The sequence below is a fragment of the Telluribacter humicola genome, from assembly GCF_017355935.1.
In the GTDB taxonomy this organism is placed as follows: Bacteria; Bacteroidota; Bacteroidia; order Cytophagales; family Spirosomataceae; genus Telluribacter; species Telluribacter humicola.
In genome coordinates this window covers 195,316-211,126 of record NZ_JAFIQT010000008.1, presented here as the reverse complement: position 1 = coordinate 211,126, position 15,811 = coordinate 195,316, and the positions used below count along the sequence as shown (strand labels likewise).

At 50.2% G+C, this 15,811-nt stretch carries 15 protein-coding genes; 5 read left to right on the top strand and 10 right to left on the bottom strand.

What is annotated here, in order from left to right:
* Nucleotides 1–84 precede the first annotated feature (84 nt).
* Nucleotides 85–1,737, bottom strand: a complete 1,653-nt coding sequence (locus tag JUB14_RS24840) for an RNA-directed DNA polymerase (protein WP_207509561.1) — start codon at nt 1,735–1,737, stop codon at nt 85–87.
* Nucleotides 1,727–2,695 carry a hypothetical protein gene (locus tag JUB14_RS24835; protein WP_207509560.1) on the bottom strand — a complete coding sequence of 323 codons (969 nt, stop codon included), beginning with the start codon at nt 2,693–2,695 and terminating at the stop codon, nt 1,727–1,729. Before JUB14_RS24835 ends, JUB14_RS24840 begins: the two co-directional genes overlap by 11 nt.
* A 627-nt stretch (nt 2,696–3,322) precedes the next feature.
* On the opposite strand from JUB14_RS24835, the gene JUB14_RS24830 reads away from it, so the two are divergent.
* The 3 genes from JUB14_RS24830 to tnpA all read left to right on the top strand — a co-directional run bounded on the left by JUB14_RS24830 (nt 3,323) and on the right by tnpA (nt 5,660).
* The gene (locus tag JUB14_RS24830; RefSeq protein ID WP_207509559.1) at nt 3,323–3,868 is read left to right on the top strand and encodes a hypothetical protein; all 546 of its coding nucleotides are present in this window, start codon (nt 3,323–3,325) and stop codon (nt 3,866–3,868) included.
* A 32-nt stretch (nt 3,869–3,900) separates the two neighbouring features.
* A complete protein-coding gene (locus tag JUB14_RS24825) occupies nt 3,901–4,920 on the top strand; it encodes a patatin-like phospholipase family protein (protein ID WP_207509558.1) in 1,020 nt (339 codons plus the stop codon).
* Nucleotides 4,921–5,180: 260 nt separating this feature from the next.
* A complete protein-coding gene (tnpA, locus tag JUB14_RS24820; RefSeq protein WP_207509557.1) occupies nt 5,181–5,660 on the top strand; it encodes an IS200/IS605 family transposase in 480 nt (159 codons plus the stop codon).
* Between the two features lie 117 nt (nt 5,661–5,777).
* On the opposite strand, the gene JUB14_RS24815 is transcribed toward tnpA, so the two are convergent.
* The 5 genes from JUB14_RS24815 to JUB14_RS24795 form a co-directional block, all read right to left on the bottom strand.
* Nucleotides 5,778–6,026, bottom strand: a complete 249-nt coding sequence (locus tag JUB14_RS24815; protein ID WP_207509556.1) for a hypothetical protein — start codon at nt 6,024–6,026, stop codon at nt 5,778–5,780.
* 119 nt (nt 6,027–6,145) lie between these two features.
* Nucleotides 6,146–6,358, bottom strand: coding sequence for a hypothetical protein (locus tag JUB14_RS24810; protein WP_207509555.1), 213 nt, complete (start codon nt 6,356–6,358; stop codon nt 6,146–6,148).
* Nucleotides 6,359–6,428: 70 nt separating this feature from the next.
* Entirely contained in the window at nt 6,429–8,852 is a 2,424-nt protein-coding gene (locus tag JUB14_RS24805; RefSeq protein ID WP_207509554.1) for a glycoside hydrolase family 2 TIM barrel-domain containing protein, read from the bottom strand.
* 219 nt (nt 8,853–9,071) lie between these two features.
* Nucleotides 9,072–9,680, bottom strand: coding sequence for an EF-hand domain-containing protein (locus tag JUB14_RS24800; protein ID WP_207509553.1), 609 nt, complete (start codon nt 9,678–9,680; stop codon nt 9,072–9,074).
* A gap of 194 nt (nt 9,681–9,874) precedes the next feature.
* Nucleotides 9,875–10,132, bottom strand: a complete 258-nt coding sequence (locus JUB14_RS24795) for a hypothetical protein (RefSeq protein ID WP_207509552.1) — start codon at nt 10,130–10,132, stop codon at nt 9,875–9,877.
* Between the two features lie 428 nt (nt 10,133–10,560).
* On the opposite strand from JUB14_RS24795, the gene JUB14_RS24790 reads away from it, so the two are divergent.
* Both JUB14_RS24790 and JUB14_RS24785 read left to right on the top strand, forming a co-directional pair.
* The gene (locus tag JUB14_RS24790; RefSeq protein ID WP_207509551.1) at nt 10,561–10,986 is read left to right on the top strand and encodes a response regulator; all 426 of its coding nucleotides are present in this window, start codon (nt 10,561–10,563) and stop codon (nt 10,984–10,986) included.
* A 144-nt stretch (nt 10,987–11,130) separates the two neighbouring features.
* Nucleotides 11,131–11,361 carry a hypothetical protein gene (locus JUB14_RS24785; protein ID WP_207509550.1) on the top strand — a complete coding sequence of 77 codons (231 nt, stop codon included), beginning with the start codon at nt 11,131–11,133 and terminating at the stop codon, nt 11,359–11,361.
* A 71-nt stretch (nt 11,362–11,432) separates the two neighbouring features.
* Here the strand turns inward: JUB14_RS24785 and JUB14_RS24780 are convergent, their stop codons facing one another.
* Genes JUB14_RS24780 through JUB14_RS24770 form a run of 3 tightly spaced genes read right to left on the bottom strand, consistent with a single transcriptional unit; the run spans nt 11,433 to nt 15,569 of the window.
* Nucleotides 11,433–12,752, bottom strand: coding sequence for an NHL repeat-containing protein (locus JUB14_RS24780; protein WP_207509549.1), 1,320 nt, complete (start codon nt 12,750–12,752; stop codon nt 11,433–11,435).
* A 20-nt stretch (nt 12,753–12,772) separates the two neighbouring features.
* On the bottom strand, nt 12,773–14,140 hold the full coding sequence (locus tag JUB14_RS24775) for a neutral/alkaline non-lysosomal ceramidase N-terminal domain-containing protein (protein ID WP_207509548.1): 1,368 nt from the start codon (nt 14,138–14,140) through the stop codon (nt 12,773–12,775).
* Between the two features lie 7 nt (nt 14,141–14,147).
* On the bottom strand, nt 14,148–15,569 hold the full coding sequence (locus JUB14_RS24770) for a DegT/DnrJ/EryC1/StrS family aminotransferase (protein WP_207509547.1): 1,422 nt from the start codon (nt 15,567–15,569) through the stop codon (nt 14,148–14,150).
* Between the last annotated feature and the right edge of the window lie 242 nt (nt 15,570–15,811).

Genomic DNA, 15,811 nt, shown 5'->3' with positions numbered 1-15,811 from the left:
GGTCGATTTGGCCATAATTGGACATCTTGTAGATCTAAGTTAATGATTTTAAACTTTAAACTACTGTCCAGTTTTTGGGGAGCATTATACACTATGACGAATAGTTTCCTGTACTCCATGTAAACATGATATTTCTTTAATAAAACTATCCTCACATGTCATAAGGTAATTATTACACCCTAAGGTTGCAAATTCAAATAGATCACATGTTGGTACCTGACCACCTTCCACAGGTATCGCATATAACTGAAATATAGCTAGTGATTGTTCTTGAACAGGTGTTAACTCTTGTAAAGTTAAAAATACAGTACTTGAACAGGCTTTGAAAGCTTGGGCAGCAGCTTGAGCACAATTTGTACCTAAAGATATTACTTTGTCAATATTTTTTGACCTAATTGACTCCAGTACTGTTGCATGGAATTTTAATTCAGGAATCAGATATAAGGATACAGCTAAATTATGAAGATCCTGTTCTGATGCAAGATAAATCAACCGAGATGCTCTATAACGAATTTTAGTAATCTTACTCTTTCTATCAAAACCATGCTCATCATTTAGAGTTTTTAGCAAGTCATCAACTTCATTTTTATAGCAGTTTCGTAAGAAACGGCACTGTCTTATGAGGCTTTGTATGCTAATACCTCGAGCGCGTATTCTAAATCGTATATCTGTTACGAGATTCAAAAGTGTCTCCAAAAAGGTTCTTTCCTTTGTAGTTGCCATATAATCATATAAAGGAATCCGAAAACCCTCATTTTGCAAAGCATGTTTCAGATCTTCTTTCTTGTCGGGGTACAAAAGGAGAAAGCGACGCAAATCACCTATCAATGTTTTCCAGGAGATAGGTCGATGGCTTTCATGGAAGTCATGTCTGTAACTTAGCCATTCTAGCGTTGATCCTTGAATGTTCTTAGGTGATGTGTCGTCATGTAAAAGAAGACCTATTGAGCCAAGCTTTTCTTTTATGGCTTTTATAGAATTGTCAACGGAGGTTTTATTGCCTACAAGTGTAATATCATCAACATACCTAAAGTACTTAGCTGGAAGTTTATTGGAAAAATGTATATCTAACTCTTTAAGGACCAAATTAGCAATAAAGTGACAAAAGGCTGGGCCAACAATTAGTGCATTATTCTCATTTACTGTCCCATAGCCAGAAATCAACTCTTGGCCTAAGAGCCTGAACTTTGTATCTATTTCCGCATCATCACAAGTCCTCTGCCATATACGAGAAGCTAACTCTAGGCTAACTGATGGATAGAATTGCTTAATATCAGTATGTCTTACTATACCATCTTTATTGTCTTCGCATGCTTTGGTGATAGCATTCTGTCTTTCTCGTAGCCCCACAATATACTGCTTGAAAGAACCAGTACGGTCTAAGTTTCTAACTAAGTTGTAACTAAATACACATGTCGAGTCATTTGAAAATTCAGAATATTTAGAGCATTCATTTAATAATGCTGCTTCCGCTAGCGCTTCGTTCGCTGAGGGTAAATAAATTTCCCTATACTGTATCTCTCCGTTCTCATCAATCTCTTTGAAATGGTAAGTTTTAAAATAGGAACTACTCTTTCTGGTTAGGACTAGGTCTATCGCCGCGTTGTTAGCCCAGTGATCAGTTCTGGCGGCAAGGCTTTCAACGTAATATCGTACGGACAGATAAGAAATTACATCACGACGTCGATATTGATTTACAGTTCTAATAGCAAGTGTTTCTGGACGATTATTTTGCATATGGCTTCTTCAACACTAATGAAATAACAGCAAGATTAACTCGGACAGTGTCTTGTGACTTGATCGGCCGCCTATATTTTGAAGATGCTTTTGCATGATTTTCAGTATCAGAGTTTGTTTTATATAACTGTATAAATCTCGCGAATCTTAATGCAAGTGTCTCAATCTTAGAAAAAAGGCCACCTTGTTTAGTGACACTATTTCTTTGGGGCTCAATCCAAATGGCTGAGCTGTTCTGACCTGCTGAATATCTTAGCAGTTCCCTTATTTGTGGTTCAGCATCCTTCATTTTTTTTTCAAGGAAGCCACTAAAGTTAGCTATTAGTACTAACAGTTTTGACTTAGTGGATTCAGCTCTTACAACTGCTTTAATTAAATCAGTTGTACTTATATCTGAAGTAGCATCCCATGAGCGGAATTCAGTTTTTAAGAAAATGGCTTGTTTTTCTAACTCAGGAGTTACTTTATCCACCATAATTTGTGCGTATCTCCTTGCCGGTTCAGCAATCTCTCCTCCTATGAATACTACTTCAAGTGGTATCCGAGGTAGTACTTGCTTACTTCTTAGCTCAGCTATTGTGGTTAATAATGAAAGTGATGCTGCACCAGCTCCGCAAGGAGCATCCACTATTACTAATCTGTTACCTGATAAGCTATTAATCAAAGCATCAGAGGCCCCATTTATGTCATAGTTAGGGTCTATTAGAGCAAGCTGTACTCTGGCAGATGAACCATCAAAAGATCTGGCAAAATGTTCGTCAGTTTCTTCTTGGCTTATTCCTCCAATAGGGGAGTCGTTAGCACCTCTCGATAAGCTTAGATGCTCTAAGTTGTTTTCAGAAAGTGTTTCAAGATATGCTTTCTTAAGTATTGGAGATAATTCTATTACTCCATTTGCTTGATCCCAAAGAGTTTCAGGCAAAGTATGTGGAGGTAAAAGTCTATTCTGATTTGTCATGGCTTCTTACCGGAGGGTTCTACACTTAGTATCACATCTAAATTATCAAGGGGTGAATTTATTCAAATTTTCAAGTTGTTGTTTGTAATCTTACGAGCGAAGGCTTCAAACAAACTACTATAAGGCAGAAATCTATCAGCAATATCACCCGCAACGGACAAACAAACAGGAAGCCCGGCTACTAGGTGCCCGGGCTTCCTGTCCATACCCCTTTCACCAGGTCTCGCATCCGTGTGAAAAGGGGTATGGATTAGTACGTATCTTAATCAGATACGTTATTCTTTTATATGAGTTTATAGCTGGATTTCGGCTTTGGCCGAGGAGGGTGAGAGACAGCCCTCTTTCAGCCGGGCCTGGAGAATCTGGAAATGCAAAAGGTACCCTTCCTGAAGGCGCCAGGCCTCACCCCTACCACTCACTAAAAACTACTTCTTATACTCACAGAACCTGTGTAACTTACTACTAGCAAAGAGGCTACTAGCCTTTTATGTTCCAGGCGGTACATGACCAACGCTGGTAACAACCTGAAAGATTAACGGTTGCTATTACTGTACTGATCTAACGATCAGGCCCTACATTTCCCGCTACCCTATTCAAGATCCGTACTAGTAGCTTGTCCCTAATTCTATGAAAGCCTTTATCTCCTTTACGGTACTGAGCCTGCTGCTGGCTGTTCCTTCGCGGGCTACGGCGCAGAGCTTCCCGAAGAACAACGGCTCTCCCTGGGTATGGGTAGAAGCGGGAAACGGATTTAATCAGCCCCGGGGGGCTCCCAAACTATACCTGGCTACGCTGCAGATCACTCCACAGTATACCCTGGTACCGGGGCGTCTGCGGGCGGGAGTCACCGGAGGCGGCTTTTACCAGGGGAGTCGGTTTGGCTGGCTGGGTGGCCCCCGGGTGACGCTGAAGGTACTGGAGGGACCCAGTGTACTGACAGCTTCGTCGTACAATATACACCTGCTGGGAGAGTACCTGTTCGGCAAACGCAGCGGAGCCGAAAATGAGCGGCAGTGGCTGGGCGGCGGCGTAGGTTTTGAGCTGGATGACTTACTAATTCTCTCCCTCAAGCTACACCGCGACCAACGGCAACCGATAACCTACTTCCAGTTTGGGGTATCAGTTAATGTGACAAAGCCCCGGATACGGCCATTACCTCCTGTTACTGAATAGTTCTCTTCTGACGTACCTAACATCTCTTAACCATGGCAAAAACGGCATTAGTGGTCAGCGGAGGCGGTTCGCGCGGAGCCTTCGCGGTGGGTGTACTGGAATACATGCAAGCGCATGTCCGTCCCATTGATCAGTTTGATATCTACTGCGGTACTAGTACGGGTTCGCTCATTGTCCCGCTGGCGGCCTGTGGTGAGCTGCCGTTGCTCCGCCGACTGTACACCACCACGCGCCAGAACGATGTATTGATACTGGGAGGCATTACCAACCTGGCCCGGAGTATCTCGCTGCACGACGCCCAGCCCCTGAAAAGGCTGATCGACCGAACTCTTACGGATAGTCACTTTGCGGAGATTCAGCGCCGGGGCCTTCCGGTGTACATCGCGACGGTATGCCTGCAGACAGAGCGCCTGGTGTACTGGGCTACGCAGCCCTTGCGGGTGGGTGGGGACTACGATGTGGAGACGATCAGCAGCGCCAACATCCTGCGCGGGGCGATGCTGGCATCGAGCTGCCAGCCCGTATTTATGCAGCCCGTAGAGATGCGGGGCCAGCAGTACACGGATGGGGGTGTACGCGAAATAACTCCGCTACAGGCCGCCATTGACGCGGGAGCCGAAACCATCATCTCCATCACGTTGACTCCGAAAGTACTGCCACCCGACCCCAACCGACTCACCAGCGCGGTCCAGATCCTGGAGCGCACGATTGATATGTTTAGCGAGGATGTGGGGCAGAATGATTACCGCCTGGCCCGGCTCTACCAGCGGGGCAACCAGTACCTTCAGGCCGTTCGCAGTCGGCTACTGGCGGCCGGTGTACCCGCTTCTGTTGTAAACAACGCCCTGGCTCAGACCAGTAATCCTTTCGCTAATACAGCGGTCACTACCATCCACGAAATACGACCTTCAAGAATGCTGGAAGGGGGCGGACCGGGTGGCCTTACCTTTAATCCGGCCGCTATGGAGCTGATGCGCCAGCAGGGCTTTGCCGAAGCCAAGGCTTTCTTCGAGGCGTTAACCCCAGCCAGTGTTCAGGACCTGACGATTTAAAGAGCCCGGATTGAAATATGGGCCTGATGTACATCGGTCGTGCCTCTGGCACTGTGGATGGCGTTTGGTTGTGCCTGTGAAGCCCGAACTGAAGTCCGGGCCTGGTATACATCTGTCGTGCCTAAGGCACTATGGTTGGCGTCTGAGTGCCGTAGGCACGACCAATTTTGTAGCGGGTGATGTAGGTTAACATGCTAGTGCCAGAGGCACGATTATTTGGTACCTCCTGAATTTATTCAGGTGTATATCCATGCTAATCTATGCCCAACAGCTACACGCAACTATACATACAGGCGGTGTTTGCGGTGAAATACCGCGAAGCCACGATCCGAAAAGAGTGGAAGGAGCAGTTGATGGCGGTCATTGGTAACCTCATTAACGAAACCGGCTGCAAGACCTTCATCGTCAACGGCGTTGAAGACCATGTCCACTGCTTCTTTGGCCTCAAACCCTCCATAGCGCTTTCGGAGGTGATGCAGCAGGCCAAAGCCAAATCGTCTAAGTGGGTGAACGAAAATGGGCTGCTCCGCAACCGCTTTGAGTGGCAGGTCGGCTACGGGGCTTTTTCGTACAGCCGCTCCCACATCGATTGGGTGTACCGCTACATACAGAATCAGGAAGCCCATCACCGTAAGCAAACCTTCCGAGAAGAGTATGTTGGGTTATTAGAAAAATTCGGGGTGCAGTACGATCCCCAGTACCTTTTTGAAGAGCTGGTACCGTACCACACGCAGGAGTGAGTAAAGGAGCTACTTACGAGTATAGCTCAAAACACTTCCTGAATAAGTTGACCGGATAGAAAACTGATTCTTCTCCATGAGTACTACCTGATAGGCTTCATCTTTAAGAGTTAGCTCCTAAGTAGATTCATCATACGACCACTTGTAGGTCAAAGGCCCTTTATCTGTATTGAGATTTAGAGTGAAAGTTTCATCCTTCGAGAAGGTAAGTACTGCTCTGAAAGAGCTGCTACTCGCAACTTTGCTATTTGCCTTCCATTGTCCCAGAAAGTAGGTAGCGTCCCGGGAAAAGACATTGTCATCCGGTCGGGTACAGGAAGCCGCAAAAAGCAGCACCAGCCAAAGGAGATAATACAATCGCTTCATTAGGTAGTTGATAGTAGGTGGATGAGCACCGGCAAGAAAAGCAAAAACCGCTTTTGAGTTACCGTTAGATAAAATCCGGCTACTAACACAGGTACCTGCTCTGCAGCAAAGTACCTTCCCTAAACATCTTCATCGTCCTGGCTCTCTTCTTCCTGCTTCAGGTCGTCATAGTCTAGATCATTAGCGCCGAATATGCCACGCTGGGTCCGAGTGTTCAGCAGTACATCAGCACCCGCATTTTCGTCTTCCTGATTGGCGGGATTTGTTCCCTGGCCTTTGGTAGGCTCTTGGCGGCTTTCACCTTTATCCTGAGGCTTGTCCTGATCCTTCATAATCGGATGGAGTTAAAGGTGGATAGATATAAAATTCATATAAGCCCAAAGTGTTATCACAGCAGGTACATTACTTAGTAGTGATCGTAATGGTGGCCGGTGCCAGACCGGGTGCCGTTGCTTTGAGGGTAATAGTACCCGGTTTTTCGGTAGGACGGATAATAGCCAGCGCCCTTCCCCGGAACGTATTCTTCTGCGGTTTCTGGAAGCTCGACACATCAGTAGGGTTAGCATTGCCGACGGCGGCCAGTTCGCCGGCTCCGCTCAGTGCAAACTGTACGGACACCTCAGCACCGGGTACCACCTGCCCCTGCGCATCCACTACCTCCACCGTCACGTAAGACAGGTCGTTGCGACTGGCCCGGATGGTGCGGCGGTCGGCCGTGAGGCGCAGCTGCCGGGGCTCCCCTACCGTGGAGAGCACCACCGATTCGGTTTCTTTACCTTCTACGACATTCACCGCTTTCAAGACGCCCGGCTGGTAGGGTACCTCAAATACCGCCGTGATGCTGCTGTCGGCGATGGCTTTCTCACCGATCAATTGGCCGTTGAGGGTCAGGCGTACCCGGGGTGCCCTCGAAAACACTCGTACCTGCAGGGACTTTCCTTCGGCACCGGGCCAGGTCCAGTTGGGTAGCTCTTCAGGCCACCCCCACTTGCTGACTATCTCCGTCAGCCCCTCCGGGATGGGCTGGTGTACCGCCAGAGCGATGGGGCTCTGCCGCCATACCACATCGCGGTAGTACGACTGCGGCTTTTTATAGCCGATAAGATCAATATCCCCGCACCAGCCATTCACCCAGGGCCAACCCAGGATGGGGCTATCCTTCTGGTTGCTCAGGACGGTATGCCCGATGGAGGCTTCGCCCAGGTAGTCCATAGCTGTCCACACAAAATCACCGATTACATACGGGTGCTTCTCCACCATCTGCCAGTTTTCGAGCGCCTCCCGGGCAAATGACTCCGTACCCAACATAATCCGGTCGGGGTGCTGCTGGTGGTCAGGTTCGTAGCGCTGCCACATGTAGTTGTAGCCGCCAACGTCCAGTAGGGCAAAGGCCGGCGCGGTGTCGCTCCACTCCTTCCCCTTGTTCATGGGCTCCCAAAACCCGCAAATAGCTTCGGTGGTCGGGCGGCTAGGGTCCAGGCGGTGGGCTTCGGCAACCAGTTGGCGCGTAATGCGCAGGCCTAGCGTATCGGCCCGCTCGGGTATCTCGTTGCCGATGCTCCATAGGATCACCGACGGGTGGTTGCGGTCGCGCAGAATGAGGGCTTCCAGGTCTTTCTGCCACCAGTCCTGAAAGTACAGGTGGTAGTCCTGCGGATTTTTGGGGACCTCCCACATATCAAAGGCTTCATTGATGACCAACATACCCAGACGGTCACAGGCGTCGAGCAAGGCTTTAGAAGGAGGATTATGGCTGGAACGAATGGCGTTGAAGCCGTTCTTTTTCAGGATTTCGATCTTGCGCTCTTCGGCCCGGTCAATGGCTGCGGCTCCCAGAGGACCATTATCATGGTGGATACAGCCGCCTTTGAGGAAGAGCGGCTTACCATTGAGCAGAAAGCCCTCTGTACTACTGAACCGGATGCTCCTGACGCCGAATGGTGTTTCGACACGGTCAAGTACCCGGCTACCGGACTTGACTTCGGTAACGGCCTTATACAGCACAGGCGTATCGACCGACCATAGAACCGGGTTCGTCAGCGTGAGGCGCTGGTTATCAGTGGCGTAGCCATTTGCTTCAACAGTCAGGTTACTTTGGCTCTGGCCTACGGTTTTGCCGTCCGGATCCATCAGCGTGGTAGTAAGGGTAAGGGTACCCGCGGTGGTCTGCTGATTAATAACCTGGGTCTGCACCTGTACCGAGGCCTGACGCTCTGATACCTCCGGCGTGGTGACGAATACTCCCCAGGGAGCTACGTGTACCGGATCGGTAGCCGTAAGCCATACGTTTCTATAGATGCCCGAGCCACTGTACCAGCGGGAGTTTTTACCTTCATTGCGCACCCGTACCGCCAGTACATTGTCCTGACCGGCGGGCTTGAGGTAGGGTGTCAGGTCGTAGTAGAAAGGCGTATAGCCATAGGGATGAAAGCCCAGGTGGTGGCCATTCAGCCATACATCCGAGTTCATGTACACCCCGTCAAAATGGATGGTTATCCTTTTGTTCTGCTCAGCCGGTCCGGTCCTGAATCTTTTTCGGTACCAGCCCGTACCACCTACTACAAATCCGGTGGAGTGAGCTCCGATGCTGCTGCGATCGAAAGGACCATTCTGGTTGGGCAGGTCTTCGATGCTCCAGTCGTGGGGTAGGTCTACCTGGCGCCAGTGGGTATCGGCATAGCCCGGCTGCTCGGCCTTGATGGTACTATCTTTTATAAACAGCCAGCCGTTATCAAAGGGAATGGTACGGACGGCGGGAAGGAGATTACTCTGAGCAAGAAGACCAAACGAAACAAATAACAGACAACTTACTAATAACTTTCTCATATATACAGGACTAGCTACTACATACCTTACACCGGGCAGGTGACTTATTCATAATAAAGCATATTTTACCTATCTATACTTTGAAGTAACTACCCAGTAAGCGGTATTGGGATATGTATGACAATGTGCTGGTACTTGTACAGCCACCAATAAACCTAACAGCCCAGACTCCGGTGGAGCCTGGGCTGTTAGGCATTTAACATAGTATGTAGATAGTTACTATTGCTGCTCAGTAGCTCCGGTATTCTGGGCCTGCGTATTGGCTCCGCCACGGTTCTTAAAGTTGTTTTCAAACTCACCGTACTCAGTTTCATCCAGGCTATTATCCCGGTTTCTATCGTACTGCTTGAATATACCATCGGAGTATTCCCGCTCACTTATTTTCTTATCACCGTCACTATCCCACGCCTCAATCCAGCCGGAACGGGTAAAACCTGCTCCGTATTCCTGGTCACTCAGGAAGTTATCTGCGTCAAGGTCCCAATCGGCCCAGCCTACGGTATCCCTGCCATATATACCGGCGGAGGTCCGCCATTCGTTCTGGTCTACTCTACTGTCCTGATTAGCATCCCGGTTACGGTAGTCGCCCTGGAGGTACTCGTTGTTGTCCAGGAAGGTATCCCCATTCTTATCCCACTCGGCAAAGTAGCTATTGGAAGAGAATGTATTATAAAATCTTTCGTTGTCATACGCCTCGGCAGTAGCGGCCTCTTCGGCCATTTCCTGTTCCCGGTTTCCATCATTAGAGCAGGCAACCATACCCGCCAGCAGGAAAACGCAAAGTCCGTTCGTAATCACTCTCAGTACACTTTTTTCTTGCCTATTCATGATTTTTCATTTTTGGTATAACATTCATTTTTAGGGTGTTCATACAGGCAGTCGGCAGATAGGTTTTTATTCAACCCAAAGCCCTGCTACTGCTATCCCATTAATTATCAGGTAGTATATACCAAAAAAATAGTGCCTAAGCCCCCGGACAGCACCGATATCGGGTGCTGTGATCAGTAATAGGGAGGAATATATCAGGATATCCCTACAACGGGTGGTATTACCTCACCCTCCTCCTCTGCCTTGAATACCTGTCCCTGGCTTGAATGGATCAGCGAGGTAAAGGTTTCGTCTCTCCGACCCCTGGACTTGAACTCCCAAACGTCCTTTCTGGAATCAATGGTGATGAACTGGATGCCGTAGGTACCCTCTTTGTTGAATCGTTTGATACCTACTACATGATCCAGGTTGATCACAAAATCAGTACTATCTAAGTGAACCATTGTTGCCATGAAGCTTCCTATTTTAGGTTGATTAACTCTTCTCTTAACTCTATTCACCTCGTTGAGGTTTTGTAACTATACCTGAGGTATATGGACCTGTCGCCTTATATGCCCGATTTGCCCCCACTAATCAGCGCGAAAGGGGCTTTCTACTAGTTTGTGCTTGGGGCTCATCAGAAAGTGGAACAAGACACAGAGCAGCCCTCCCACTCACATACCATAAATAAAGTGCAAATTTTTATTACCATTGGTATATTATTTTTATTCTGTTTGGTAAGCTTCTGTAATGGGTTCAGGAGCCTTAAAGTCCGGAAGTTGGCCTGGTATGGCTGCTCATGTTTAAAAGTGTAGAAAAGCAGTTCCAGAGCATAGTGACTTGCTCATCCCGACTAGTGAAGTGGTGTGGTGTGTGAGTTAGTAAGCTAAATAAGTGAAGTATGAGGAACCGGGTAAGTCTGATTATAGACAATAATGAAGAAGATCAGCGTTTTCTAACCATAGCCATGGTTCAGGTGGACGCCCATATTGACTGTGTATCCGCAAAGAGTGGTAAGGAGGCGCTCGGGAAGCTGCGGAAAGATCCGGCTTTTATCCCGGATTATATTTTTTTAAGTCTTGATTTGCCGGGCAAGGATGCCAGGCAGACACTCGTTGAACTAAAAAAGATAGAGCGATTGCGACATGTTCCGGTAGTGGTACTGTCAGCCCCGGAAGAAAAGGGGGTGCAGGAAATGATAGAACTGGGTGCCTGGTGCTTTACAGTAAAACCGGATACGATTAGTAAATGGGTACAACTATTGATGCAACTGGTTAACAGCTCTTCCCTGGATAGAGATATTTTGTTATCCACAGAACTATATTAGAAGCTCCGGTACCTTTTTGAGGTATGTGTACTTTGATACCAGCGGAAAACGCAGGTTCCGTAACATAATAAAGTACCAGGTTCACATTATCTGTTCACTCTTAACTAGCTGGTATAAAAAATCGCAGAAGAAAGGTATAGGACTATGAAATTCGTAACCGCTACGGGTATAGTTGTTGAAGGTGACTCACCCGTAGAGGTGTTCGAAAATCTGAAAAATGATTCTTCGTACGATTCTAAGCTAAGCCTATGGGAGTTTCTGGAGGTACTGGCACTTCGGATTCAGGTCTACTACGGAAGGAAGGTAACCCTACGGGGTATGGATCACCTGCTGGATCAACTGGAAGAGATCGGGTACCTGATCCGGCTCGAATAGTCAGGTACCATAAGATTTAGTTATAATTAAAAACAGATACAACGAAAGAGGGAGCTGGCTCCCTCTTTCGCTTATACGGGGGCAAAGGGACCCTGTATCTTCACCAGATCCTGTATCTCCTTCCCGTTGTGTTCAAAGCGCGCCAGGGTATAGACGGTACCATCATGACCGATGGCGATGGAGTTGACGTAGGTAGGCCGCTGCCCGTCGGCGTAGAAGATGGTCCCGTGGTCCTTGTAGGTCTGGCTGGGTATATGGAAGGTGACCAGGTGCAGGTTTTCTAACCCTTTTACTCCTCCTTTTGCAATCTCCTCCGCTCCTTTTACCCGCTTGCCGTTGATGTAGATGGGCCCGCCTGTCAGGTAGTAAATAGTGTCGCCGTCAGGCCCCGGCTGAAAGCCCAGGTACCCGTAGCTAAACTGATCAAACATACCACTCCGCCTTGAAGGCTCAGAAGTAATCCGCTCCACAATCTCAATCCTAGGCTCGCGTGGATCAAAGCGAAACAGGTAACCCGAGTTGCCATGAACGCCGTAGGCTACCTCCTCGGGGGCGTACCAGAATATCTTGCGCCAGTTGTACCCCATGCTGCCGGGGCGGGTGGCATCGTACCGGCCAAAGTAGTCGAGCCGTAGGTCGAAGTCTGCCAGCTGCCGTAATTCAGCATCACCGGGTTGGTAGGTAAGTACATCACCTTCGGCGGTGGAGAAGTACACGGCTCCCTCACGCGGGTCCACAAACATCGACCGACAGATCACACGGTAGTCGTCGCCGGGTGTACCCGCCTCGCCTCTGGCACAGGTGAGGCCCAGGTTTTTCAGCTCGCCAGTAGCCGGATCGTAGTGCAGGAAGTAGCCCAGCGGCCAGGTGAGTGCATAGATGTGTCCCCGGTCCCTGTCGAGCATCATGGTCAGGATACCTTCGCCATCAGGTGCCAGGGCCAGATCTTCAAACTCCCCACTACTCAGGTCGTACGACAGCAGATGGCCTCCCGGGTACAGGCCGTAGCCCTCGGGGGCATTCTGAGGCAGGCGTTCCATGCCGTCGATCATCTCGTAGTACCCCACGTGGGTGGCAAAGTAAAGCTTACCTGCCCGCTCGTAGAAACGAACGTGGCTCTTGCCCTGTACGATGGCCTGAGCGGTAGTCTCCCCGCATAGCTCGGTCAGGTCGGCCAGGTACCGGATCTGGTCCGTAGCCGGATCGTATACGTATAGTTGCCCCCCCCGATCATAGGCTTGGGACGAGAGTACATAGTATACCTTTCCATCGCTGGCTACCGTGATGGCATTGTACGTATCATGGGCCAGCTCAAAACCTGAGTAGTAGGCCTGGGCGGTGAGGGTATGGGTGGTGGATGCGGTATCTGTATCGTAGGTGGTGGTATTCATCAGACTAGTAGGTATAAGGGTTAGGGAGTAGGTACACCGGCCTGTCGGGCCAGCCTGACCGCTTCGTACAGGATCATGGTCTCGATGGTGGACTCCCAGGTACTGGGCAGCCCGTACACCATCTGGGACGACTCGCCCTCGTAGCCGCCTTCGCGCAGGATAGTACTTGAGGGGATATAGGCCATGACGTCGTTGGAGTAGCCCATGACAAAGGTACTGGGGCCGAATATCTGCTTGAGCTTGATGGCGTACTCTACCACCACCTCTCCGCCCAGCGTCACCAGGGGCAGGTCGCCCAGGTGCCACACCTGTACCGGATAGGGGTAGGTTTTGGGCATGGTTTCGCCCTGCTGGAGCTTGCTGACCATGCGGTTGGCCCAGCGCTTCTGGTAGTCCGTAGTAACTTCTTTCGCTATTTTGGCGTAACCTTCCTTATCCGGGTGAGCCGTGAGAGGCAGCTCTATCTCGGAGTAAGCCGTAGATAACCGGGCGGGTAGGACGTGCATGGGCTCCTGGAGTACCCGATCCACCGCCGCGGCCAGTTCCCGGCCGTACTGCTGCGCCAAGGGGATGGTATTGCGGGGCAGCGGGTTCTGATCGGCTCCGGTACCCTGGAAGAACAAGGCCGTAACACCCGGATGAGCTTTTTCAAGCTCAATCTGCGCAAATCCGACGTAGTCACCAGACCACTGATACCCATTGAGCACGGTAGGGTGACAGGCGTACCCAAAGGCCACGGCTTTCAGCTCCCCCCATTCGTTCTCCACTTTCAGCACTGGTACCGCATAGTCGTTAGGACCTTGTAGCTCCGTCAGGCGGGGCAGCACGGCAGCATTGTTATTGCGCCGGTTGACTTGAAAGCGGGTCACACCATTCTCAGCGTAGATGCGCGCGGGCTCCGTCTTGCGCAGGGCCTCCCCGACCAGCGCCACGATCTGATCTTCCAGAAAGCGTGAGTACTGGTTGACCCGCGCAATCTGCTCCGCATCCAGCGGATAAATATCAAAAAGCGCATCCGACAAGACCGGCCCCGAGTGGGTATGGGAGCTGTTGAGGATGATTTGTGCCTTGCTCAGCTTATGGTCGGTGTACAGGCGGTTACGGATGCGGTCGGAGATGCCCTTGGGTATACCTAACAGATCGGTAGTCACCAGTACGGCCTGCTTACCCTCTTCGTCTTCCAGCACCAGAGCCTTGGCCCACAAGTCGTGTAGAGTACCTTCGGAAGGGTGGTTACGAACGGCAAAGCCGGCCATCCACATGGACTGCTTCGGCGTAATAACCCTGCGGGCCACTCCTACCTTCCAGCCCTTAGCCAGGCCGTCAGCTTCGGCTCCCAACGTCGCTAGCAGGCACAGGCTAGTCAGGAGTAATACGATTTTTCTCATGTATGTATCAGCTTTTCTTCGTCAGCTTTTTGAGCTGATCCGCATTGTTGTACACCTTCTGAATGGCCCCGGCTATTTCATCCATATCTGATTTTGGGCCAAGCAGCATATTCTGCGTCAGCCATACAGCCTCTTCGTTGCACAGCCGGTCGTTTTCGGGGCAACGGTTCTTTTCCACATAGGATTTAAAGTCCAGCATTTCCTTGGGGTACATCTTCCTATAGTTCTTGGACTTGAAGGCATCGTTAAGGAACTGCTGGTTGTACAGCGTAGCGTAGCCGCTCTGGCAGGGCACTCCTTCGGCTTTGAGCGCCTGCAGGAAGACTTCCCGTGGCAGCCCCTTGAACTCTTCCTGCTTGTACCGGAACGGGAACAGGTGAAACACCGCCCGTGTGACATTATCATACAGCTTGTAGGGTACTATACCAGGGATGTCTTTGATCTGCGACTTCAGGTAGGCGGCATTCTGGCTGCGTCGCTCGGTCTGCTCTTCCAGGCGCTTGAGCTGGGCCAGCCCGATGGCGGCCTGGTACTCGGTGAAGCGCAACTTGGTACCCTGCATGATACTGCCCATGCTCACCGCCCCGATGGTAGCCCCGTAGGGATTTCCGAAGTTCTGGAAGGAGAAGCAGCGGTCCATAAACTGATCGTCGTTACTGACCACCGCTCCTCCTTCGCCGATGGGCAGGTTCTTGGAATTCTGAAAGCTAAAGCAGCCGGCGTTGCCGAAAGTACCTACCTTCTGATGGTCTATTTCAGCCAGGTGAGCCTGGCAGGCATCTTCGATCACCACCAGGTTATGCTTTTTGGCAATGGGCATGATCTGCTTCATATTGGCAGGCAAGCCCAGGATATGCACTGGTATGATGGCTTTGGTACGTGGCGTGATCCTAGCCTCAATCTTAGCCGGATCGATCTGGAAGGTTTCCGGGTCCACATCCACAAATACGGGCATAGCTCCCGTGGCCAGTACCGCCGACACGGTAGCGATAAACGTATACGGAGGTACGATCACCTCATCGCCTCCTCGTATATCCAGCTGAGTCAGGGCCACAATCAGGGCGTTAGTCCCATTGACCACCGCCAGGCTGCGCTTGGCTCCCACGGCGTTGGCCCATTCTTTTTCAAACTCGGTTACCGTAGCTCCCCGCGACCACACGCCACTCCGGATTACCTCCAGCAGCTTTTTCTCGTCGGCTTCGGGTTTCCACAGGGGCCACTGGGGCCACTCGCGGGTACGTACCGGCTGACCACCCAGCAGGGCAGGGGTACTTATCGTGTTGATTACGGTCGGAACCGCCGGCCCATCTGCTACGGGTAGGGCAGCCTTCGCCCCCTCAGCCAGCAAGGCCGGGGTTAGCACGGCTCCCAGGCCGGTCAGGGAGTTGCGCCGGATAAATTCACGTCTTGAAAACTGGTCTTTTGACATGCTCTTTCGGGTTAGGAAGTTTAGGAAGTATTCAGGGATATGGCCCCTCTTCATTGCAGGCTTTGTGTTATGGTACTCAGGTTGTTGAAGGCACAACCATGACCATAACAGGCCTTTGATCATGAAAAGGAGCGACACCGGCAGGATTACCGATAAATATACCAGATAGCTCAATTAATTACAGCATTATACAATGGTAAAACGACAGCATCCTCTTTGAGGACTTAGATCAACTATCATAC